Below are 22,964 nucleotides of genomic sequence, written 5' to 3' on the forward strand. Positions count from 1 at the left end.
TAATTACTAAGCTAACTCAGGTATTATACTTAGTAACTCAATCAAATCATCAACCACTATATCAGCATAAGACAGCTCGTCTTCACGTGCAAAATCAAAATTACACCCAATTGCAACCAGATCATTATCTTTCGCTGCATTTATATCTGATAAGCGATCTCCCACTACTGCCCCATCAGTAATCCCATATTTCTTGATTATACTGTGAACCAAATCTGATTTATTTAATGATTCAATTTGTTGAATACTGAAAGTTTCAGTCACCCAATAATCCAATTGGTAATAATGTACAATGGCTTTAAGATATTCGGTTAATCCATTACTTGCTATGAAGATTGAACAATTATTCTCTTTCAAATAACGAAAAACTTCCTTTACATTCGGATATAAAGCACCTTTTCCACTTCTTATATTTTCAACTAATCTTTCTAGAAAATAAGCATCCGTTCGTTCTCTATCTATACTTGAATGATCTGGCAACAAAGTTTCCCATACTTCCGGTAAAGGCACACCCATAATTTTGCGATATTGATCAATAGGAGTTGCCTTACTCCATTTATCCAGCGACCTTAAATGACGAAATGTATCATCCAGTGACAATTCTAAAATTGTATCTGTTTGAAATAGTGTTCCATCCATATCAAAAATGACTGATGTTAGCACAGCTTTCTCTCCCTACCAATAGTTAGAAAAGAAGGAATCCTCGCTGTATTCGCACTTAAAAAATGCTATACATGGTATAACCAAAATACGCAAAGTATGCACAAAACTTGCATATTTTAGACTCTTCCATTCTATTCTTTATTTATGTTAAAACACCCGATAGTGAATATTTCACTACTTTAAATTAGCTTTGAAAACGTAGCTCACCTTGTCATAATCCATTTTGTTTTCATAAAAACGGTGTGCATCAGCACGGTGTAACCCCGAGGATAAGGCAACACTTTCATAATTATTTTTCTTTGCCCATTCGTGAACATATGTAAGTAGTTTTTCACCATAGCCTTTTGAACGCTTATTAGTATCCGTTACTAAATCACAGACCCAAACAAATTTACCATAATATAGTGTTATCATTGGTTTAAAGCCCGTTACAGCAACTATTTCGCCTTCATCAATCAAAGCAAAAATTTTATATCTATCTTTTACTTTTGCCTCTAAAACTAATTCAAGAAATGTGTCTTCATTAAGGTGAGTTCGTAATTGCTTCATTACTGGAAATGCTTTAATAATCTCACTTGCTGATTGCAATTCTTTAATTGTTAATGTTTCCATCCCAATCCAATCTCCCTATTTTGAACAGTTTTTTACTGATTTTAACATACGTCTTCTTTTACTAAACTGTTCCTTTCAATGACGTATCTAAATTTTAATATTAACACCCACACAATTAGGTAGGGTATTCCGAAAACTCATTTTACTCCGTCAATTGAGTGGAAATGATATTGATAATATTATTTTTGGGAAGGACCAATTATGTACACTATGAATTTTTCAAACTTGAAATTACCAGGTTCCCAAACATTTGAATATCTTTAATATAATCGAAACCTAAGTTCTCGTATGCATTTAAACTATTGGACATTCTAACAGCCACTGCATTATATTCAGGAATAACAGTACAGGAACATCCAGATGCTCCAAGTATTTGATATGAACCATCTGGTAATTCTGAACCTAATTCATTGTAACTAACAGACACATCTCCGTCCTTAACCCACCATAAAAACCCGAACTTTGGAAGTTGATGGGGAAAGGAATTAGGGCTTTGAACAGAAGTAGTTAGTTCAAATATCTCTTGTGGAAGTATTGATCTACCTTCAAATACCCCTTTGTTTAAATGTAAATTCCCCCAATATGCTAATTCTCTGGCACTTACATATAGATTTCTTTCATCACCTGAATTTGAACCTATTCTCAATGTAGGATAACTCTTAGACGAATCTATATCACAAACTAAATTATTCTTCCCTTCAATAACCCATCCAGTGTTTGTCCAATTTAAAGGCTTAAACACTTTATTTGAGAGGATGCCGTTTACTGTTTTGCCAGTAGCTTTGTATAGGGATTTTTGCCAATATTTCTGGTTTCTTTCCCTCCATATCAGTTCCTAAATCAAAAGCACGATAAACTTTACTATTTTCAAATTTCAGACCAGTACACCTTGTTAATAGATGTCTAATCGTTGTCTCTCCAAGAGTTTCTTTATTATATTCATTTAAATAGTCACTTAATCTATCATCCAAGTTTAATAAACCTTCATTTATAGCTATTGCAATTGCAAGTCCAACATAAGTAACTCTAACCGAATAAACATTGAATCTTGAATCATAATTTATCTTTTTTGCCCCTCGCTCAAAATGATGCTCCCCTGAATACCATTCGTATACTATTTTATTATCTTTCATAATAACCACCGCAGAACCTGATGCTTTCATATCTCTTTGCACTTTTTCAGTATATGTAGTGAGATCTTTAAAAGCGTCTTTCTTTAAAGTTTTATTCATCCCTTAATCCACCCTTTCTCTATATACAAGTTCTCTTGTTATTACTAAACTCCCCCGTTAGCACAATAATTTCTACCTAGAATACTAACATAATATCCCGAAAATAAAATTAGAATTTAACCACAAAATAGGTAAACTCATTTGGATCACATTCTTTAATTTCTTGCACCCGTTACTTAAAAGTAATTATTCCAGTTCGTTTATCTTTTTATTTGTGATAATACTTTAGTAGCCTTTTTGAATGATTGGTGGTTCGTCACTTGACATTTTTCCAAACTTTAAAATTGGATTTCCTCTTTGGTTTAATACTTGATCAATAACCCAATCTGAACCGGCATCAGCCATTATGACAATATCTATATGTTCAGATTGGACAATCATTTTTATTTTTTCCTCTAAGTCATAAATTCCCTTAAGCTATACAAACAAATTATTATACGCTTGCTAATGCAAGCCGATAAAAAAGCTAGGAACCTTTACATCCTGTTTTTACAAAGCCAAATTTTTCATATAATCTGATTGCATCTTTTTGGAATGTAACCGTATCCAATAGAATTTCTCCATATTTCTGTTGTTTTGCATAATCAACAGCTTGTTGTAAAAGCAATCGACCGATTCCTTTTCCGCGAAAAAGCGGCAATAGGTACATACGCTTTAGTGTTCCTGTATATTGGGTATCTTCCCTTAAAGCTGATGTTCCGACTACTTTCGCATTTTCAATGGCAAGCCAAAACCCTCCGCGTCCTCCGTAGACGTGAGATATTTCTTCCAGGTCGGCGTCTAACCTTCGATCATAGTCAAAACCAAACTCTTGATGAATATCAATGACCAGTTGCTTAACCGGTTCAGCATATATTTCATTAAATGGTAAAATTTTAACAGACATAATTACCCCCAATGAATATGATGATAGAGAGTGCTCATCTCTATAAACTTTCCTTATTTCACAATACGGCCCAGGTGGTTTCATAACGCTTTGTCCTTGTACGTGTCGAAATAAATATAACTCCATTCCACACTCTCTCTTTACCTATTTCTCATTCCGCTAACTTGCCATCCAGTAAGCACTTTCATAAATACATATAAATTTTAACATCTTATGCTGTTTCTCTTCGGCCAATGATACATGAGTTTGAATAACCATATGCCAAAATATCATTGAATGTCTTTCCACAATCCTTACATAGATAGCATTGTCATGACCGTTACTTATCATTGCGCTTAACAGACATATTGCCACGATGAACACAAGTAATACCTTAAGCAAACCGAGCCTCAATTTCGTGTGATTTCATCTGATTCCTCTGAAAAAATCCTGTTTCGTAGCTAAAAACATAGTTAAATTCCTGAAATCTTCATACACCAATGCTGTTAATAAACCATCTTATAAGATAGGCTTTTTCTATAATACTATTGTTTTAAGCGTGTATTTCACTTCTTTGAATACATCTCCATATTAAATAAATATTTACAATAACTCATATTCCTGTAATAATTCTAGCAAATTCATTTTTTCTCTATTCAAATGAATACCTCTTATTCCTACCCGTTCTGCCCCTTCAATATTTAAAGTAATATCGTCAATAAAGATACATTTCTCTGGCTTAGCTTGGATATCCCTAAGAGCAATCTCGTAAATAGCTTTTTCCGGTTTTGCTTCATTTACAAATGCAGACAGTATTATTGAATCAAAATATTTACGTATACCTAACCAATCAAATATCCAATCCATACTTGGCATTGCGTTAGAGATTACTCCTAAACGGTACTTATTTCTCAATTTCTCCAACACATCTTTTACTTCTGGAAATAATTCACAATGTCTAGCAAAGTGAGCAAAGTATAACAATTCATTGGTTAAGTCTACTTCTCCAAGTTCTTTTGCAATAGCCCCATAATATCGCCTGAAGTATTGTTCTTCCTCATTCCAATTTGTAATAAAGTTGAGTTTGGTTTGTTTAGCTTTCATAATACCATCATCAATTTTCTTCCTAGGATACCCTCTTTCCGTTAATAGATGTCTGATTCTGTCATCTCCTTTAAAAAAGGTTTCAAAAAGAACACCACCTGCATCCAGGAAAATTACTTTTACTTCGGTTTTTAACTGATTCATTTTTATCTCCCTCACAATTAGGTACCCAAGATCGAAACATCTTTAATGCTTCAGTTGCTTCAATAGCGCCATCAAAACCTTAGCTCCAGCATAGCCTAGGGGATTGCATTGAAACCGTTCTACACCTGGATACTTTTCACCCAGACTCGATATTTTGAACCCAGCAGTGATCATACCCTACTCGAAATATTTTATAGTACAGTAATCCACTCGTGAGTACCAGAATGACATATTTCAAGTGATCTCTTTAGCCATTGCTTTTGTTCCAGGGATAATAGTGGCAAGGAGTATTTAAAGTCATGGTGATGCTTAGTTGCATCTATTGAGTTTAAATAAGTTGATTTATATAATAAAACAATTTCTGGAGACAGATATTGAATTCCATCTTTTTCAAGAAATGCATCATTTAAAGATCGTTTTATAGAATTATTGTTCGAATAATAAATGTATTTCTCGTCTCTTTGATTAAATAGAAATTCTATATAATCAAAATCTATTTGTTCATATGTTTTAATTGAAAATTGATATACATTGATTTCATTTGTCGGTTGTAAAGCACATCTGGTGTTATTGTCTGGAAAACAAAATAAATTTCGTATCATTTGCCTTTCAGAATCATCGAATAACTCGATTACCTTTCCGCCGCCGCAAGCTTCAAAAACTCTCCAACCTTTATTTATCATAAACGTAATGATATTTTATCTATCTTCCCAAAACGCAAGAATATCTACATCCGTGTGTACTCTTGTCGTTTTCCCAATAAAGAGTTCAATAGCACAGCCTCCACATATAGCCCATTTGAAATTTGCATCGTTTAGAAATGCTTTTACACTGGCTAATATATTTTCCATCCCGCTCCTCATTTTTTTTCAAAATAATCTCCCTACTAAGTTATAAGGATGTACCTTCCAAGTTTCATAAGGGATAAAGTTTTTAGTTTTCATACAATCAATTGTACGCGACTTCATATGCGGGCGAGTTATGTAATTATCTATATTTTCCTCAGTAAGTTTGATGAATTTAGCCTCTTTAATTTCTTCCGGTTGAATTTTTATATCTCCGCTCACATATTTTGCCTTAAACACTACAGATAAAATATGCTTTGTCGCATTGTAATACACCCCTGTTATTCCAATAGGTGTAATTACTATTCCTGTTTCCTCTAATATTTCTCTACATACAGCTTTATCAAGAGGTTCTCCTTCTTTCACCTGTCCTCCTGGAGCTTCCCAAGTATCAGACCGCCAATGTGTTTTAACTAATAAAGTTTCTCCATTTTCGTTAGTAACATTAGCAGAAACTGCAATTATATGTTTTGGTGTTCCACCCATTATTCATTCCTCCATATTTTGTTCATTACATTTTCTTGCACTACACTTATTCCTCAACTTTTCTGCCCCATTTGAAAACAACTTCAAAAACGAGAATGGGTGTTATCCCCTTAGATTAACGAGCAACTATCTTAAGTGAATGATCCCTCCATCTCTTAATAAACCATGGCGATTCCGCCCTACAAGGAAAGCAAACCACAAGAACAACTTCCTACCACAATATCTCAATGGTCAACATGTTTAAAAAGTTTAGTTCCTATTCCTTTTTTGTTGTACTTCAAGCCCAGTAGTACCGCGATTATAAGTCGGATCTGTTCAAGAACTTGATTGTTTTTTTAGACAATCAATGGTCCAACCGATTATGATTTTTGCGGATTCTATGCGATCTTTCTCATTCCCAATAAACATAGAGGTAATTTCTTTATCAGGTATTTTATCTAAAAATCTAAGATAATATAAAACTGAGCCATTTGGAGGCATTGGACGGTTATTTACTGCCCAAATACCTTCAAGTATTTTCCAGGAAGTGGTTGATAATACAAAACACGCTTTCACCATATCTTTTGCTTCTTCTGCCGCTATTATTTTAATGTGAGAACTTTCAAGCCAGTACGCTATGGATTGCATTTCACTTTTTGGAGTTTTATATTGTTTGAATAATGTAATAACTAATAATTCAAGATATTTAAGCGTACCCTTTTTGTCAAAAAGAATAATTGCATCCAAAAAATTATACAGAGCACTAGGTTGAGTTTCACATTTCTTTAATGCGCTTTCAAAATTAGAATATTTGTACTCAACAAGTATTCCTCTTCTGTACTCCGAAGAAAAGGTCCTTTTCAAGTCATCCTTTAACAAAACGAAAATATCTAGATCAGATGATTGGTAATTTTCTCCTCTTGCCACAGAGCCTTGAATTAATATTCCAATTACCTCATCATCTTTAATCATTTCATCATAAATTTTGTTAATCAAATTTTGATGAACTGGACTATTAATGAAAGATAAATCAATCATAGCTCACCTCAATAAAATCGTCGTTTATGGATCCTTGTTAAACATTTAATTCACTTAGCAATAGGGATTTTAATGTTTCTAGTTCTTCATCATTTGGTTTCACATTTTCTGCGTACATACGCTCTCTGGGTGTCCACCAGACTGGATGGGTCGGATTTGGTTCCCGCTCACTTCTAGGGAAAATATGCCAGTGCATATGAGGATCGCCATTTCCTAATAGCTCGTAATTTAATTTGATAGGTTTAAAAGCTTTATACACTGCTTCTGAAACTTTACTCATTTCTACAAGAAACCGTTCTTTGAAGTCGCTACTCAATTCGTGTAGTTCGTTTTTATGCTCTTTACAAAGGAATAGCGTATAACCTCTAAAATATTGATGGTCACCAATCACGACATATCCAGTTTCGAGTTCTTTTACAAAATATTTATTGACGCCTTCCTCAATCATTTTTATTCGCTTGCAAATTAAACAATCTTCCATGAAAGAACCCTCCAAAGTTCGAATCGAATAGCAATTCACAAATGCTCTAGAATAACTCTCTTACAATTCCTTCCATTACTTGATTAAGACATACCTACCTTTATTTTTATGTCAATATGATAGCTTTAAAAGTTCCTCGCCTAACTCGCATATTTCCTTTACGTTTTTCTCTTCTAAAGCAATAAAGCCAATTTTCGATAAATCATTTTGTAGCTCATTTGGTAATTGATTAAAATACTGTTCAAAGGAAAGTCCTTCTGATGTTTCAAAATATAACCATAATGCTTCACCATACATTTGATATCGCAAATTCAGGTATTCCTTTTTATTAGATAATCGTTGGATTTTTCTTTCACATAAGATATCGTGGATTTCAAATACATCATTATAAGAATAACCTTTGTTCCGAAGATGCTTGCGGAAACGACTGATAATTCGTTGAACCTCTAAAACGTTCACATCTAAATTGAATGGGGATACACGTTTAAATGTATGATAAACTTCTAAACTTTGCATTCGAGGTATCATAAGTTCATTTGCAAGTGAATGCTCTTTACAAAATAAATATAAAAATCCTGCCTTTGCCCAAGCACCCATTGCAGCAATTGTAGCTGAATAATATTTTTGCTGCTTTAGACAATCGAAAGCAGACTCTATTCTTTCTCTAACAATATGAGAGACTTGTTCGATCATCTTTTTTCTACCATGATCGGAATGAAAATAGTCAGTAGCCCATTTTATTAGCTCATTAAGCTTTCCTTCTTCATCTTTAAGAATAGTAACCTCAACCAAAAACCTGAAGTCCCAAGGTGTTACTTCTATCATATCCTGATTCGGTAACTCACTGATATGCAATGTTTCTAATTGGATGATTTCTCCTTTATAAAGGATGTCAGCCTTTTTCGAAGCTACTTCCGTGAGTGTGAATACGGTTAAATCTATGTCGCTGTATTGGTCTGCTTCGCCTCTTCCTACTGAACCACCTACATAAGCACAAATCAAATCTTTGTCCTTAATAAAATCCCTAGCAATCTGAAGCAATTCACTGCTTCTATTTATCAATATCCTCTCCTCCATGTAATCAACTCTACTGTTCCTTTCGTGAAACTAGCAAAAAACCTGCCACAGCCAGTATTTTGGCATTAGTTAGTAAAAATAAATCTATTTATTTTAAACTTTAGTTTCATTTCAATTATTTCTATAAATATAGTTTACACTAAATTACAGCGAAACACCCCCTTTCGATAAAAAATCCAAAAGGGGATAAAATGGTACAACTTTAGTTTAAAGCTGCTTTTTCTTCATTCGTGTGCCCAGTATTATGAGAACGACATAGATTACGATGGCAATCGAATCTATAAGCGTATCCTTAAGCCCCACCACGTCAAGGACCGCTGTAACACCGAGAATAACCATCAATCGGACAATCAGAATCGTCACAATCAGCCATGCGGTAAACCGGATCTTTGATTGATCGGTTTGAAATGACATGAAAATAAAAGCGATACCGAAGACCAGATTTTCCGCCGTGATAATGTGCCAAACATACGTGAATATTGTCTGGGTGCTTAAGGATATCACTTCAATGTTAAGTGTCGGTAGCACAGTGGACTGCCCGTTCCATGCGTGCGTGATAGCAAACAGTATCGCAAGGACGCCCGCAATCAGATAATAAAAATTCGTAATCTTGATGTTCACCACAACCTTCCTAAGAGATCCCTAGTTCCTTCTTGCTCTTTTTAATTCCTGCGTTAAAGAACATTGGCTCGCTTCTGTGACCATATCATTCTATGCCATAGCATGCGCCATTATTTATCGAACGAGTGCATCTTCTTAAAGTAATGCACCAAATAAATAATGGCCAAGTCAATTTCTCACTTTCAATGACAATGGCTGTTAATCCTAAGTAACGTTCTATTTACAATTCTACACTGTTCTTGAATTAGCCTACCCTTTAGCGGAAACTAAAAAAGCTGTCACGTCGACAGCTCACAATCATGTGCGCCATACAATCGCGTCTGTGCGAAGTGTCGGCTTCATTATTAAGCCTCCTTTTGGGTACTCGAGTCTGAAACTCTCTTTGATGCTTCAGTAGCAATATTCAATATCGTGAGTAAAACATCTTTTGGTGAACTAGAGATGTCAGCTATTATAAGGAATCACGGATTGATGGCCTATTCGATGAATTTGAATATAGATAGGCTCGTAATCATACCCTCCGTCCATCGTTTCTAGAGTATCTTCTTCTCGTTAAATGACTATATGTCACCTCCCCGTTCAACAATTACAAATCATCACAACATTCCCATCTGGATCTGTTATATTAAACCAAGCTGTGTCGCCTACTCGCTCGATTTCTCTCACAATCTTAATCCCTTTTTCTTCAATATATTGATATGCTTCGTCAATGTCAGGTGCGTAGAAGTTAAAAATCGGGCTTAAACTAGGAGTGTGCTGGAATTGGGGATCAAAGGTGTGATCATCTAAGGTTAAAGAAGTTGTTCCTACAACAGGTACGTTAAATACGGGTGATTCTACTTCGTCTAAATCAACTTGCAGGCCTAATAAATCGCAATACCATTTAGCTGATGCTTTCAAGTTTCTGACATGAACAAAAACACCGTTCATTTGATTTTTTATGGCTGTTCTCTCCATTTGGATCATCTCCTAGATTAGATTTATGAATAAGTTAGAGTGAGGTCCAAATAGTTGCAGACCCCATCTTTACTGCCCACCTTAAGTTATTTTTTATTTCATACTCTCTAAGTTGCTTAAAACACTTGGTACAGCATTATGGATATACATCACCAATTGATTCATTTGCTCCAAGAAATTTACATGATCCGGCGCGCCAATATGTACAGGTGTTTGTTGACCATTATATACCTCGTTAAATAAGGATATATCACGGTTATACCGCTGTTTTATAAACTCTTTATGTAATTCGCTCATACCAATAATCACATCGAATTTATAGAAACAACTTTCATCAAATTGCGTTCTTTTGAAATCAGAAGTATCGATTCCCATCCCATCCATAATATGAAAATGAACTTTTGAATATCTACTAATATCGCTATTTGCCCTGATGCCAGCAGAGGCTATTTGAACAGATGTATTATTGATTTTCTCCAGATAACTTTTCGTGCAAAATTCAGCAATCACACTTCTTGTAAAATTATCGGTACAAACAAAGAGTATATTCATTTTCCCCTCCTACGGACTATTTAAAGAAGAATCATTAAACAGCTTACCAGTGTTTACCTCCCCCACTCTCTTTAGTCAAAAAATTCCATATGTAGCTTTTCTTGTTTGTAGTAATCCAAACGATCTTGCAAAGTACCTGTGTGAAACTCAAATTTATGTCCATCTGGATCGGTAAAGTAAATCGATTTCTTATCTCTCCTATCCCTTTGGCGTCCTGGCAAAATGTTTACCTTTAATTCCTTTAATTTGCCGTATATGTTATCGTATTCTTCCTCGCCAATCGAAAAGGCAATATGTGTATATGATTGGTTAATTTCATCACGAGGGATGTCTTTCTCCACATTCAGTGCAAGCCACATGCCGTTTAAGTCAAAGTAAGCTGTGTTTCTTCCTTTTACTAACAATTTGGCCCCAAATACTTTCTGGTAAAAATGAATCGATGTTTCTAAGTCGGAAACGGAAAATAATAAATGATTCAGACCTTTGATCGTCACCTTTATCTCCCTCTTTTTCATTTCTCCTTCTTTCTATAAAATCCCCCTCCATTATATCAAGAATTTTGTTTATTTAATATCACTTCAGCAATTAAGGAGAATTTCAAAAATTAAAATAATAGCACCACCATTTCATATGAATGGCAGTGCCCTCAGATTTAACCGCTCTTATTATTGCTTCACTTCACTATAAAGCTCACGTGTCTTATAGACAATTTTGCGAATACTATCCATCGATAAATTATAGGTTTGTTCCAGTTCCTCGAATGACTGGCCTTCTCTATATAATCGATAGATCTCCTCGTTTCTTTTGGCTAGGGCGAGACGTGATCCGTTGGCTTCTCCCCATCCGGCCCGCTGACTGGTTTGTTTCGGGACATAAATAAGCTCTCCCTGAATATATTTTTGGAGTTCCTTCAACAAATGAGGGGGAAGCACCTCTTTTCCATTTTTGTATGACAAGCCAAGACATCCTTCCTATTAAGATGTATGTGTCGATTATGCGTTATTTTCTCATTCATGAATAAAACTCCTTTCTTATGGTTTTATTTCAGTAAGCCTTTTCACTTTTATTATACATTAGATTTGGAAAGAAAAGGATAATAAAGGAGACCGCAAAATAAATGCGGCCTCATGTTTTACGATTTCCGCTAAGCGGAAACCACCTCATATTTTGTGATCAATTTCAATCAGCCTCCTTTCCGAAATTCTATCGGTCCGACATCCTTATTAACTCATAAAACTGGCCCTGCGAACAAGGGAAAGAATGGTTATATTTGTTTTTTCCCACTAACCTTTCACAAATCCTGAGTTAACCGAACCATATCGACCACTTGTATGCCGTTTTCAAAGATTTTCTCTGGGTAATGGCGAATGAAGAAATCTTTATCAATCCCCGTTATTCTAAACCCACACTTTTGATAAAGGGCAAGCTGAGCTACACCTGAATTTCCAGTGCCAACCTCAATCGTTTTAAAACCAAGTCGCCTTGCTTCCGCAATCGCATGAAGGACCAACTGTTTTCCGATCCCTTTTCCTTGATGGTTTTCATCGACGGCAAGATTCACTAACTCTATCGTTTCAGGTCTTGTTGGCAGCAAAACATAGACACCAATGATCTGCTCCTTTTCTTGCGCGATAAAGCATTGGCCCCTATTCAAATAGGCCTCCACAATTTTTCTAGAGGGATCTGCCAGTAAAAGTAAGGCCATTGGTGGCTTCTCCTCTTTCATTAACATCCTGATTTGCACTTTAAGTCCTCCCAGCATCAAACAAAGTCCATTGTACTTCCACTTTATCATACTGAAAGAAAATTTTCGAAATTTATACCAGGTACTAACACTTAGTGCTATAATAATAAAAAACAAGGATGTGATTTGATGGTTCAATCAAAAGCACGAGTGACAGCGCTTGGAACAGCTGTCCCAGAAAGAAGATTACTTAATGAAGATTTAGAAAAACTAGTGGAGACGAGTGATGAATGGATTGTCCAACGAACAGGGATGAAAGAACGGAGAATTGCTGGGAAAAATGAGTTTGCTTCGACTTTAGCGTATCAAGCCATCAACAATTTAATCAAAAACTATGATAAGGATTTGCATGATGTCGACGGTATTATTGTAGCAACAACAACCCCCGACTATGCTTTTCCAAGTGTGGCCTGTCAAATTCAGGCGCATTTCCAAATTCCTTGCGCAGGTGCATTTGATCTCAACGCAACTTGTGCCGGATTCACCTATGCTTTGCATGTAGCCAATAATTTGATTACTTCAGAAGCGCATAAAAAGATTTTAGTGGTGGCGACCGAAACGTTATCAAAGGTAACCGATTATCAAGATCGATCTACTTGTATCTTATTTGGAGATGGGGCTGCCGCCATGCTAGTTGAGTATGATCCGGAAAATCCGAGCTTCCTCGCAAGCCATATGGGAACAGATGGAACTGGGGGTATTCACGTTTATCGGACATCACTTGCTCCGACGATGAACAGCACGGCTCTCAACACTTCAGGGAAAATGATGCAAAATGGACGGGAAGTGTACAAATGGGCTGTACGTACTATCCCAGACGGCATGCAGAGATTAGCAGATAAAGCCCACTTAACATTTGCTGATATCGATTGGTTCATTCCGCATAGTGCTAACTTGCGGATGATCGAATCAATCTGTGAAAAATCAGGCTTTCCAATTGAAAAATCCTTAACAAGTGTTAAATATTTCGGGAACACATCATCCGCTTCGATTCCATTAGCCTTACAGCTTGGGATTGAAAATGGTCAGGTGCAAAACGGTGATACGCTTATGTTGTATGGTTTCGGTGGAGGACTAACACATCTAGGTCTAATTCTCAAATGGGATTTATAAAGTGCTAGACAATATTCGACTTATATCTTTATTGCTCGGGAAATAATCCTAGCTCGGTTTGTTCGAACATCCACATAAAACAGGAGAGAATACGCTTCTCTCCTGTTTTGTTGCATAACTCCTTATTGAACTGGTCCAAGCTCGTTTTCTGTTACCCATTTATGATTTTTGACTTCCTCCCCACCGGTTGTCGGCTTATAGTCAATCATATAAACGGTTGTATGTTCAGAGGATTCAATCTCTGCTGTTGCCCCTTCCATTCCTTCCATATGGTCTGCTTCAAGTGTCACTTCTGTACCTGGGCTTAATGGTTCCTGACCAGCATCCACTATTTCTTCCTGAATGACCCATTTATGATCTTTCACCTTCTCCCCACCATTTGTGGGTGTGTAAGAGACGACATACGCGATCGTGTCATATGCACCGACAATGGTCGCTTCTGCTCCATCCATTCCTTCCATATGATCCGTTTCAACTATAGCTTGACTCCCGGCTTTGTATTTTGGGTCTTTCGCTTCCTTTAAACCTTCTGGTACTTCCGCTGAGCTTGAATGCTGCATCGAATCATGGCTTGAATTCGCCCCTTTGTCCGTACTCTCTTGATTATTCTCTACATTTTCTTGAGGGGCTTGTCCCTCATCTTTTACCTCTTTATTCTGATCCGAAGCTTGTCCACATGCTCCTAATGCAAGCATCATGGCAACATTAATAGTTAAAATATATCGGTGTTTAGACATGATGAATCGCTCTCCCTCTCTCATTTAAAAATAAAATTGTGCTTAAAAACCTATCCCATGTCCACTATTCCCTCCTACCTTTACGTTAAACCATTCTCTATATTTAAATAGGACATTCTTTCGTTGCTCTTTATTTATACAGAGGGATAAAGAAAAGCTTCATCTGATCTCTTAATCAAATGAAGCTTTTGCTTAATTTTTAACTGTTGCCTTTTCTAGTCAATCTACCTAGTGCTTACAATCAGCTATTCCGTCACAGGAAAACTACTATCTCCTTTTATATTAGTCTGCCCTTCATCCTTTTCATCACCCCTCCAACTGTTCATAAAGCCTTTCCCACTGTCTTTCCAATTTCTCTCTTTCCTTATACATTTTCTGTAATTGTTCCAACTCCTGAATTTCCGCCAATTTTTTATCCAGCGTTGTCATTGACTGCTCAATCGCTTCTAATTCCTTTTCAATGGCGTTATTTTCACGGTCAGTTGGTTGTTTTTCCCTTTCTTTTTTCAATCTAGTCTCCTTCGTTTTTACAGGTTGAACAGCTTCCTTTCGTCTCCTTATTTCTTCCATTTTCTCTCTCGCCCAATGATAGTCTCCTTCAAAACAGCGAACTTCTTGTTCTTCCAACCAATAGATTTTTTCAAATAACTTATTAAGAAAATAACGATCATGGGAAACAGCTACAATCGTTCCGTTATAATCATCTAATGCTTCCTCTAAGACCTCTTGAGAGTCAATATCTAAATGATTCGTCGGTTCATCTAAAATCAACACGTTCACGTCCTGATGCATAAGTTGTGCCAGACGAAGTCTCATTTTCTCGCCGCCACTCATTTGCGAAACCTTGCGAAAAACCATATGCCCATAAAATAAAAATCTCGCTAGAATTTGCCTGGCCTCTCCTTCTGTGACTTGCACTTCCTTTCGAAATGCTTCTATGATTGTCGTTGCATCATCCATATCTGAAAAAACATGTTGTGCCAAATAGCCGATTTTCACGTTACTGCCTACACGAACTTCCCCTTCATCTCCATCTACCTGTTGAAGGATAAGCTTTAGTAATGTTGACTTCCCTGATCCATTCTCCCCTACAATCGCGACTCGTTGCTGATAGGTGATATGCATATCCACATCCTTGAATAGCAGCTGTTTTCCAAACCGTTTGGCAACACCTTTTAATAAAATCACATCGTTCCCACTTCGTTTCGAAGCATCCATTTCAAGCCCCATTTTCTTCCGATTTAACGGAGGTCGCTTGAGTTTTTCCATCCGTTCTAATGCCCGCTCCATATTGGTTGCCCGCTTATGCAGACCCTCATTTGGCGGCTTTGCTCTATTCGCCCAGTCCCGTAGGCGTTTAATCGCCTCCTTCATTTTTTTGATTTTCTTTTGTTGATCTTCATAAGCCTGGAATTCTCTTAGCAACTGCTCTTCCTTTTCCTTGATAAAACCAGAAAAATTAGTGTGATAGCACTTCAATTCGCCATCCTCTAAATCCAAAATCTTGTTTACCACTTCATCTAAGAAATAACGATCATGAGATATCACGACAATGGTTCCTTCATAGCCTTGTAAAAAGTCCCCTAGCCATTCAATAGCCATAAGATCCAAATGATTGGTCGGTTCATCTAACAGTAGAAAATCTGGATTTTTAAGTAAAATAAGCGCTAAACTAATCTTCGTTTTTTCGCCTCCGCTTAGGCTCGCAAATTTTCTATCTAAAAGATCAGCCAGCTTCAATCCGCCTACCACTTTTTCAATCTTGGCGTCAATTTCGTACCCGCCGTTTATTGTAAAGGTCTCTTGATACTCGCCATAATCCTCCACTAATTTTTGTAGCTGCTCCTGATTCCTTTCCTCGCTCATTTTTAGCTCCAGCTGCTTCATTTTATCTTCTATTTCTAGAAGTTCAGCGAAAGCAGTCCTTAAAACTGTGGTCACGGAAATTTCATTATCAAACTCTGGTATTTGTGAAAGATACCCAATGCTCGAGCCTTTTTTCCAATGAATTTGACCAGCATCTGGTATTTCCTCCCCGGCTAATAATCGAAATAATGACGTTTTCCCACTCCCATTCCGGCCAACTAAACCAACCCGCTCCTTTTCTTGTACTTCGAATGATAGATTTTCAAAAAGGAGATGGCCTCCATACATTTTCTTCACTTGATTGACACTGCATGCAATCATGCAAACGCCTCCTATTCTCTACACATTTACTCGTCAAGCTAATCTCACATCCGGCCACTTTTTAGACCAGAACAAAAGCGCAAGCGCCCGTTTAGCGACGTACAAACTTTTTAGGGGCCTGACGAGATAAAGGAAACACGATGAACCCAAAGGGTGAATCGATGTTGACTTATCGTAGGAAGGCACCGAAAGTTTGCTAGTCGCTGGGCGCTGGAGCTGGATGTCAAACCGCAACGTAAACAGTTATCCACAAGCGACAAATTTTATAATTTCCTTAACCACAAAAAAAGCCACAGGAAAATACAACACTTCCCCATAGCTTTTGAAAAAATAACATAAAAAAAGAAGAGCAAGAAAAGCTCCTCCCTAACTTGTTATATAATGTGGGCATAGAGATGTTTTCGCTGTTTTTTAATCTGCTATTCAGTTGCTAAAAAGGGCATACGTATCCCGTTCGCAAGCAAAACAGCAAATTTTGCACGGCAAAAATATAAAAAGTCGATCATAAAACCGTGCACAAAAACAGCTTCCTTCAACATCCTTTCCCACCTCCGTTCATACATTTGTCTTTATTCTATTATGTTGGACCTAGAATTTCAAGTTTATCCTTTAAAATTTTTCCTCTTTATTTTAATAACAGTGATGCCTGCCCTGCAGAGACCTTGAGCCCCTTCCCCCGTACCGAGGCAAAGAAAGGCGAATGAAATTTGACTTATGCAACCTGAAACCGAAAGTTTACTAGATCCGTCATTAGTCAAAATTTCTTTTACAAAAAAAGCTCCATTTGATCTCTCAATCAAATAGAGCTTTTAGCTTAATTTTTAACTGTTGCTTTTCCTAGTCGATCGACCCATTGTTTATGATGTTCATCAGACATCGGGGCTTCCATAATTGCATAATGAAGGATAAACAGACCATCATCAGCCTCAATCACTCGAGCTACCTCATGCTGATCTCCGTAAAGCTCATCCTCCGTCAAGATAAATTCATACATGAGCCCATCCTCTTTTTCATTAAAAACATTCCACTCTAATTTTCCAGTGGCATCTCCTTCCATAGATTCCTTCATAAGATCTACAAATTCCGCCGAATCAATGCCTTGCAAGTCTGGAAAAAATTGAGCTGTTACCAATTCGGTCCATGCTTCAACAGATTCTCCATCTACCACATATTCCCTCATCATGACTCCAGGCTGTTCATCTTCAAAACCAACTTGCCAGTCCCGATCATCAAAATGTAAGGTCAAATCTTCTAATCTCGAAAACCCTTCAGCTGAATCTGCATGATCGTCGCTTGCAACCTCTTCCGTGTCATCGGCTTCTTCATCCAAATCCCATTCCGTCTCTTCATCTAAAATACTGCCGATATCATCCTGATCTAATTCATCCTCAATGCCGATCGGATCTGCGTTAGAAAGACTGCTTTGTTCAGAAAAGGCATTAAAAATAAAAGCCATCATAACAATGCCGATAATGATACAGATCACAAAATAAGCAGAAATAACGACCGTCACAATCGTCTTCACTGCCTTCTTCCAATCAGCAAATCTCCACATTAAAAAAAGACCTACCGGCCAGAAGAAAATTAAAAACAGTACGATCACCCATGTTTGTTCATACCATTTTTTATTCATAGAACCTTCAACCATCTTATCTCTCCCCTTTTAACGAATTCCCTCGATTATTATACTGGAGTTTTCATATGATTACGACTGTTTTTAAAAAGACAGCTATTAGCACCCATTTCTTTTCTCCTAATTCACATTAGTTTATTTCTTCCTGCCCAACCTCGCTAGGATAAATTTCCTACCCTACTTTCAAACGGATCGATTCCTGCTTATTTAAGCAAGAGTCACTGCTAATATTTTCGAAACCACATTCGCCACGTCAGTTCTTTGCTAAAATTTAATTATCGGAAATTGCAACTTTTCATTGGCTTGAACCGTGGATAAAGTGAGAGGGGGAGAATTGCTTGGAGCTTGAGGATGTCTATAAACTGTATATGAATGACTTGTATCGCTATTTACTCTCCCTTTCACAAGATCACTATGTAGCGGAAGATCTTTTACAAGAAGTTTTTTACAAGGCTTATACCGTTTTGGAGGATTACGAATTTAGTTATATCAAAGCCTGGTTATTCAAAGTTGCTTATCATACCTTTATTGATCATCAGAGAAAAAACAAGCGACTGATTTTTAAAGATAACATGGAAGATCACCTACAAGTGGAGCATAAAACTCCTGAGATAGATGTAATCGAGAAAGAGACATTTACTTCGTTATTAGCCGATTTAAATCATTTAAAAGAAAACGAAAAGCAAGCGATTCTGTTATGTGATTTTCATGAACTTCCTTATCAGGAAGCGGCTGATATTTTAGAGGTAAAATTAAATACGTTTAAAAGCCATTTATTAAGGGGACGAAAAAAACTTGTAAAACTTTTTAAAGAAAGGGTGAAACAAGATGACCGATAAATTCAACAAAGATGATGAAAAGCTATATAGAGCGATCCTCCAAGAAACCAAGCAGAGTCTACAACATGGTCCCTCAGAGGAGGAACAAAGAAAAATTATTAAAACGGGAAAAAATAATGCCCGTTTAACCAATATCTTAATCAGTTTGGCCATCATTTTATTAATCCTGCCCGTTCTGACCCTTACAACCTTTATGTATTACGGATTCGGAAAAGCTGATCGGCTAATAGATGTAGCGGCTTATACTGTTTATGTGACTGAACCCAATATCAGTCTAAAACCTATGGAGATCGAAGACGAAATCGGACTGTTCTCAATGCATGTTTTATTTGATGTCTATAAACGAATTGGCAAGGAAGATTATAAGGCTGGCGACTATGATATCCTTTTTAGCCTTAACCAACCAGATTTCCCTAAGAAAAATGATTACTTGGATCGACCATGGCCCGAAATTCCAAGCAAGGAGACAGAGAGATTACTCCATCCCGCGGCCCCTATTCCATTTTCAGTCGACGAAGAATGGAACAAATTAAATGGGTTGCCTGACGGAACCGTTGCGGAACTTTATCTTTCGCTTTCAGATTTACTTGATCCAGATGAGGTAAGGTATTTTATGCCTGAAGATGTGGAAGTACGTTGGCTGGCCGTGGATACAGGACTCGAGGCTGAACAACAAGATGAGGAGGGACTTCCCTTAACACCAATCGGTTATCCAGCTCAAATTGATTCAACAACTTGGTCGCCTTTTAATGGCAGAGAGAAGAGTAATCAAGAAGTTTTTCTCGATCTAATCCATACGTTGAAAAAAAATGAAGACGTGGCGGTAAAAATCGCTAGAGCGAAATCATTGGCTCTGAAAGAAAGAATCGCCTATTTAGAAAAAAATGACATAAAAATCTATGGAGCTGTTGTCACAGGCCCTACTCCAGAATTAAGAAAACTCAAGGATAAAAAAGAAATTCGTGCGATGAAAGTGGGTGAGGTCAAATTATGGAATTAAATGTGCATACAAAACGAACATATGGCGGAAGGTTCCAGACCATTTCAGGTTTGCTTTCCTTCCTTCTCGGTCTGATCGCCCTCGCCGCACTAAATGCCGGTTTGATTTTAAAAACGGAGATGATTCCCGGCTTTTTCTTTTATCAACTTCCACTATTAGGGCTTATCCTTGGCATAGTGGGTCTATTCACAAGAAAGCGCCCGAGAATGTATGCTTGGTGGGGAATTGCGTTAAATGCTTTTATATTTGTATTTATCGCCATGATGTTCATCCTAGCATGGACGATTAATGCGAAACCTTAACCAGTAGCTCTTTAGCCCAAATGATCATATGAATATCCCTTTGCATCTTTGATCTTATTAATCGTTCTTCTTCCAAAGGGATATTCATGATTTATACATTAAACTAGTCCTTTACCGTCGCAGGTATTGTAAAACGGATTTACTGAACAGTCCCCTCCCCAAGCAAATTTTGAAACTCCTCCAAAGTCGTGCTATAACTTACACGAATCCGATTTAGTTCATAAGGTGTGGAAAGGCTGGCCGTACCGGGATTGGTGGTCACCGCATAATTATAGTATTTACGTGTTTCCTCTATCACTCTGTCATCATATTTCCCTGCAGGGTAGGCTATGGCGTTAATCTTTTTCCCAGTAATTCCTTCCAATTTATCTTTTATTTCTCCTAATTCGGCTTCATAATGTTGAATGTCCGGTAATTCTGGATGGGTTTCCGTATGGGACTGGATCGAGATGATGCCTGAATCACTCATCTCTTTTAATTGCGCACTCGAAAGCCCTGTTTTCGTATCAATCTTTTTACCAATCATGAAAATAACTGCTTTGGCATGAAAATCTGCACTGTTCAAATCCTGTAAAATCTGATAGGCATTTATATTGTTTTGATAGCCATCATCCAATGTCACAAGAATTGGTTTAGAGATCTTGTCCAAATGTTCAATATCCTCAAAAGTAATCGGGGTAAACCCACTCGATTTTAAATACGTCATTTGTTGTTTAAAATTGTCGGGTGTGACGTATAACTCTTTTATTCCCTTCCCGATATATTCATCAATGGCATGATACATCAAGATCGGAACCTTATCTACGTTTTCTGAAACAGTGCCATTCGATGTTTGCACAACCTCCTGCAAATATTGGTTGCTTGCATACCCTGTTTCTCCCCCATAGGAAATATGATCCCAATCCCCAACGGAAGAAATGTACTCCACTGATTCTCCCTCTGGAATGGTTGTAAGGATCTGGGAATCAAGGGAAGCCTCTTGCCTTAGATTTAGATTCCCTGTTGTCCGGTATATCTTAGGAGCAGACGTCTCTTCATCTTGTTCAACAGCTTGTTCAACAGTTTGATCCTTCCGTTTTAGATCATTTGTGTTTTCACGAGAAATCGTATGGATTTCTTGATCCAGATCTACATTCGTTTTTAAAGATTGAGGTTGTAATCGATCTGTTTTTACTTGTGGGGAACATGCGGTTATAACGATTATGATCAAACTAACCCCCACTAAAAAAAGCCAATTTTTCTTCTCCATGCTCTTGGGTCTCCTTCATTGAAATAGAAAAGGCTAAGAAAAGCGTAAGCATTTGTTTAAAAGATGAACAGCTAAGTGCGCGGGTCCTGTCGCTTCTCGGGGCTGGGCGCTGAAGCTAGATCTAAACACTAGCCAAATGTATGCTTTCTTATCTTTGGGTCAACAGGATGTTGGTCACAAAGGCGTGGCGATTGTTGTCGTGAATTCAGCCTTTGATCCTTTTAAATACGGTTCATGAGAAAAATGTTATTTTTTCTCATTTAGTCCTTTCCTATTGTACCAAATAATAGGGCGACTAATCTTACTCTTTTTCCCATATTTATTGAAATATCTGGATCTTCGGATTAGGCTGAGCGATTTGTATGGCCAAACACCTTTCCCCATTAACCATTTGCTGATATTATAAGGGGAAAACACGAACGGAATTAGGCTTGAAAAGGCATTGTGACTATTTCTAAATGGCAGATGAAGTATTCATCAAAGCGGGAGAAAGATTGGATCAATCTTGCGCAGTTTATTTTATTTCAAGTGCGGAGGAGACGAAATTCAATGTGTATATTAAAAAGGGGGAATCCCTATGAAACTTGATCGGCTTTTACGTATGACCATGCTTTTACTTGATCGAAAAAAAGTAACAGCCCGAGAATTAGCAGAAGAATTTCATGTTTCTGTTCGGACCGTTTATCGCGACATCGATACATTAAGTAGTGCGGGAATTCCCGTCGTTAGCTATCAAGGAGCAAATGGCGGAATCAGTTTAATAGAAGATTACCGCATTGATAAACATTTTTTAAAAGCGGGGGAGATTTCCTCCCTATCGCTAGCTTTAAAAAGTCTGCTTACAGCCTACGAAGATCCTAATGCCAAAACCGTTCTGGAAAAGATACGTCACGTTGCGAATATAGAATCGAAAGAGGATTACCTTTTTATCGATGACAGTCCATGGGGGCAAGATGTTCATATTAAGCAAAAGCGGACATTTTTAAAAGCAGCGATCGAAACAAGTACATGTGTGGAGATCCTGTATGGGAACGGTACAGACACGCCCCGAATGATTGAACCTCATACACTTGTCCAAAAGGGGCGCTCTTGGTATGTGTATAGTTACTGTTTGCAGCGACAAGCGTTTCGCTTATTTAAATTAACAAGAATCAAGGAACTGCAACTAACCGGGCAGACATTTCAGCGAAAAGAGGTCAATGTGTCCGAACTTCCCTGGGACACGGATTGGTATGATCACAAAGTTGTGACCTTAAAACTAGCTTATCAACAAGAAATTCGTGAAAAAGTGGAGGAAATGTTTGGTGTGGAGGCTATAGATGAGGAAAAGCAAACCGTCACCCTGCAACTACCAGAAGACCAATGGCTGTACGGCTTTCTGCTAAGCTTTTCTGACAAAATAGAAGTGCTCGAACCAATGCATATCAGGGAAATTATCCAGCGGCAGGCAAGAAATATTTTAAACGTGTATAAAACATGACAGACTGTTGTCAAGTTTAGCCTG

The 22,964-nt window shown here is 37.3% G+C and carries 29 protein-coding genes; 5 read left to right on the forward strand and 24 right to left on the reverse strand.

Annotation, left to right across the window (positions count from 1 at the left end; all coding sequences use genetic code 11):
- Nucleotides 1–6: 6 nt before the first annotated feature.
- The 19 genes from KI363_RS12770 to KI363_RS12855 all read right to left on the reverse strand — a co-directional run bounded on the left by KI363_RS12770 (nucleotide 7) and on the right by KI363_RS12855 (nucleotide 12,400).
- Nucleotides 7–663: an HAD family hydrolase gene (locus tag KI363_RS12770; protein ID WP_212966527.1), complete on the reverse strand. Its 657-nt coding sequence runs from the start codon at nucleotides 661–663 to the stop codon at nucleotides 7–9.
- A 174-nt stretch (nucleotides 664–837) separates the two neighbouring features.
- Entirely contained in the window at nucleotides 838–1,275 is a 438-nt protein-coding gene (locus KI363_RS12775) for a GNAT family N-acetyltransferase (protein WP_212966528.1), read from the reverse strand.
- A gap of 208 nt (nucleotides 1,276–1,483) precedes the next feature.
- Nucleotides 1,484–2,017, reverse strand: coding sequence for a serine hydrolase domain-containing protein (locus tag KI363_RS22250; protein ID WP_281414123.1), 534 nt, complete (start codon nucleotides 2,015–2,017; stop codon nucleotides 1,484–1,486).
- Between the two features lies 1 nt (nucleotide 2,018).
- On the reverse strand, nucleotides 2,019–2,507 hold the full coding sequence (locus KI363_RS22255) for a serine hydrolase (protein WP_281414124.1): 489 nt from the start codon (nucleotides 2,505–2,507) through the stop codon (nucleotides 2,019–2,021).
- 225 nt (nucleotides 2,508–2,732) lie between these two features.
- Nucleotides 2,733–2,888, reverse strand: a complete 156-nt coding sequence (locus KI363_RS12785) for a hypothetical protein (RefSeq protein WP_212966529.1) — start codon at nucleotides 2,886–2,888, stop codon at nucleotides 2,733–2,735.
- A gap of 85 nt (nucleotides 2,889–2,973) precedes the next feature.
- Nucleotides 2,974–3,393, reverse strand: a complete 420-nt coding sequence (locus KI363_RS12790; RefSeq protein ID WP_212966530.1) for a GNAT family N-acetyltransferase — start codon at nucleotides 3,391–3,393, stop codon at nucleotides 2,974–2,976.
- Nucleotides 3,394–3,975: 582 nt separating this feature from the next.
- On the reverse strand, nucleotides 3,976–4,620 hold the full coding sequence (locus KI363_RS12795; RefSeq protein ID WP_212966531.1) for an HAD family hydrolase: 645 nt from the start codon (nucleotides 4,618–4,620) through the stop codon (nucleotides 3,976–3,978).
- A 191-nt stretch (nucleotides 4,621–4,811) separates the two neighbouring features.
- Nucleotides 4,812–5,303 carry a hypothetical protein gene (locus KI363_RS12800; protein ID WP_212966532.1) on the reverse strand — a complete coding sequence of 164 codons (492 nt, stop codon included), beginning with the start codon at nucleotides 5,301–5,303 and terminating at the stop codon, nucleotides 4,812–4,814.
- Between the two features lie 15 nt (nucleotides 5,304–5,318).
- A complete protein-coding gene (locus KI363_RS12805) occupies nucleotides 5,319–5,471 on the reverse strand; it encodes a nucleotidyltransferase domain-containing protein (RefSeq protein ID WP_212966533.1) in 153 nt (50 codons plus the stop codon).
- Between the two features lie 18 nt (nucleotides 5,472–5,489).
- Complete coding sequence (locus KI363_RS12810; protein WP_373306784.1) at nucleotides 5,490–5,951, reverse strand: NUDIX hydrolase; 462 nt, start codon at nucleotides 5,949–5,951, stop codon at nucleotides 5,490–5,492.
- A 315-nt stretch (nucleotides 5,952–6,266) separates the two neighbouring features.
- Nucleotides 6,267–6,968: a nucleotidyltransferase domain-containing protein gene (locus tag KI363_RS12815; protein ID WP_158323451.1), complete on the reverse strand. Its 702-nt coding sequence runs from the start codon at nucleotides 6,966–6,968 to the stop codon at nucleotides 6,267–6,269.
- A gap of 37 nt (nucleotides 6,969–7,005) precedes the next feature.
- Nucleotides 7,006–7,449, reverse strand: coding sequence for an HIT family protein (locus tag KI363_RS12820; protein ID WP_158323450.1), 444 nt, complete (start codon nucleotides 7,447–7,449; stop codon nucleotides 7,006–7,008).
- Between the two features lie 111 nt (nucleotides 7,450–7,560).
- Nucleotides 7,561–8,511, reverse strand: coding sequence for a nucleotidyltransferase domain-containing protein (locus KI363_RS12825; protein ID WP_191967537.1), 951 nt, complete (start codon nucleotides 8,509–8,511; stop codon nucleotides 7,561–7,563).
- Between the two features lie 222 nt (nucleotides 8,512–8,733).
- Nucleotides 8,734–9,150: a hypothetical protein gene (locus KI363_RS12830; RefSeq protein WP_191967536.1), complete on the reverse strand. Its 417-nt coding sequence runs from the start codon at nucleotides 9,148–9,150 to the stop codon at nucleotides 8,734–8,736.
- A gap of 576 nt (nucleotides 9,151–9,726) precedes the next feature.
- On the reverse strand, nucleotides 9,727–10,104 hold the full coding sequence (locus tag KI363_RS12835) for a VOC family protein (protein ID WP_212966534.1): 378 nt from the start codon (nucleotides 10,102–10,104) through the stop codon (nucleotides 9,727–9,729).
- A 93-nt stretch (nucleotides 10,105–10,197) separates the two neighbouring features.
- Nucleotides 10,198–10,656 (reverse strand): arsenate reductase/protein-tyrosine-phosphatase family protein, encoded by a 459-nt coding sequence (locus tag KI363_RS12840; protein WP_212966535.1) that lies wholly within the window; start codon nucleotides 10,654–10,656, stop codon nucleotides 10,198–10,200.
- 71 nt (nucleotides 10,657–10,727) lie between these two features.
- Nucleotides 10,728–11,171 carry a FosM family fosfomycin resistance protein gene (gene fosM, locus KI363_RS12845; RefSeq protein WP_373306785.1) on the reverse strand — a complete coding sequence of 148 codons (444 nt, stop codon included), beginning with the start codon at nucleotides 11,169–11,171 and terminating at the stop codon, nucleotides 10,728–10,730.
- A gap of 150 nt (nucleotides 11,172–11,321) precedes the next feature.
- Nucleotides 11,322–11,612, reverse strand: a complete 291-nt coding sequence (locus KI363_RS12850; protein WP_212966536.1) for a CD3324 family protein — start codon at nucleotides 11,610–11,612, stop codon at nucleotides 11,322–11,324.
- A 335-nt stretch (nucleotides 11,613–11,947) separates the two neighbouring features.
- Nucleotides 11,948–12,400: a GNAT family N-acetyltransferase gene (locus KI363_RS12855; RefSeq protein ID WP_246516859.1), complete on the reverse strand. Its 453-nt coding sequence runs from the start codon at nucleotides 12,398–12,400 to the stop codon at nucleotides 11,948–11,950.
- A 129-nt stretch (nucleotides 12,401–12,529) separates the two neighbouring features.
- On the opposite strand from KI363_RS12855, the gene KI363_RS12860 reads away from it, so the two are divergent.
- Entirely contained in the window at nucleotides 12,530–13,513 is a 984-nt protein-coding gene (locus tag KI363_RS12860; protein ID WP_212966538.1) for a ketoacyl-ACP synthase III, read from the forward strand.
- A 122-nt stretch (nucleotides 13,514–13,635) separates the two neighbouring features.
- On the opposite strand, the gene KI363_RS12865 is transcribed toward KI363_RS12860, so the two are convergent.
- The 4 genes from KI363_RS12865 to KI363_RS12875 all read right to left on the reverse strand — a co-directional run bounded on the left by KI363_RS12865 (nucleotide 13,636) and on the right by KI363_RS12875 (nucleotide 18,085).
- Complete coding sequence (locus KI363_RS12865) at nucleotides 13,636–14,250, reverse strand: YdhK family protein (RefSeq protein WP_212966539.1); 615 nt, start codon at nucleotides 14,248–14,250, stop codon at nucleotides 13,636–13,638.
- A gap of 306 nt (nucleotides 14,251–14,556) precedes the next feature.
- Nucleotides 14,557–16,437, reverse strand: a complete 1,881-nt coding sequence (gene abc-f / locus KI363_RS12870) for a ribosomal protection-like ABC-F family protein (RefSeq protein WP_212966540.1) — start codon at nucleotides 16,435–16,437, stop codon at nucleotides 14,557–14,559.
- 419 nt (nucleotides 16,438–16,856) lie between these two features.
- Complete coding sequence (locus tag KI363_RS22260; protein ID WP_281414125.1) at nucleotides 16,857–16,976, reverse strand: RAxF-45 family protein; 120 nt, start codon at nucleotides 16,974–16,976, stop codon at nucleotides 16,857–16,859.
- 275 nt (nucleotides 16,977–17,251) lie between these two features.
- Entirely contained in the window at nucleotides 17,252–18,085 is an 834-nt protein-coding gene (locus KI363_RS12875) for an HI_0983 family protein (protein WP_212966541.1), read from the reverse strand.
- Nucleotides 18,086–18,408: 323 nt separating this feature from the next.
- On the opposite strand from KI363_RS12875, the gene KI363_RS12880 reads away from it, so the two are divergent.
- Genes KI363_RS12880 through KI363_RS12890 form a run of 3 tightly spaced genes read left to right on the forward strand, consistent with a single transcriptional unit; the run spans nucleotide 18,409 to nucleotide 20,211 of the window.
- Nucleotides 18,409–18,909 carry a sigma-70 family RNA polymerase sigma factor gene (locus KI363_RS12880; RefSeq protein WP_212966542.1) on the forward strand — a complete coding sequence of 167 codons (501 nt, stop codon included), beginning with the start codon at nucleotides 18,409–18,411 and terminating at the stop codon, nucleotides 18,907–18,909.
- Nucleotides 18,899–19,909, forward strand: a complete 1,011-nt coding sequence (locus KI363_RS12885) for an anti-sigma factor (protein ID WP_212966543.1) — start codon at nucleotides 18,899–18,901, stop codon at nucleotides 19,907–19,909. The genes KI363_RS12880 and KI363_RS12885 overlap by 11 nt, the downstream gene beginning before the upstream one ends.
- Nucleotides 19,900–20,211: a hypothetical protein gene (locus KI363_RS12890; RefSeq protein ID WP_212966544.1), complete on the forward strand. Its 312-nt coding sequence runs from the start codon at nucleotides 19,900–19,902 to the stop codon at nucleotides 20,209–20,211. The genes KI363_RS12885 and KI363_RS12890 overlap by 10 nt, the downstream gene beginning before the upstream one ends.
- Before the next feature lie 139 nt (nucleotides 20,212–20,350).
- Here the strand turns inward: KI363_RS12890 and KI363_RS12895 are convergent, their stop codons facing one another.
- A complete protein-coding gene (locus KI363_RS12895) occupies nucleotides 20,351–21,460 on the reverse strand; it encodes a polysaccharide deacetylase family protein (RefSeq protein WP_212966545.1) in 1,110 nt (369 codons plus the stop codon).
- A 577-nt stretch (nucleotides 21,461–22,037) separates the two neighbouring features.
- Between KI363_RS12895 and KI363_RS12900 the strand changes: the two genes are divergently transcribed.
- Nucleotides 22,038–22,940, forward strand: a complete 903-nt coding sequence (locus KI363_RS12900) for a helix-turn-helix transcriptional regulator (protein WP_212966546.1) — start codon at nucleotides 22,038–22,040, stop codon at nucleotides 22,938–22,940.
- The last annotated feature ends 24 nt before the right edge of the window (nucleotides 22,941–22,964 follow it).

The sequence above is a fragment of the Lederbergia ruris genome, assembly GCF_018332955.1.
Lineage (GTDB): Bacteria > Bacillota > Bacilli > Bacillales > Bacillaceae_C > Lederbergia > Lederbergia ruris.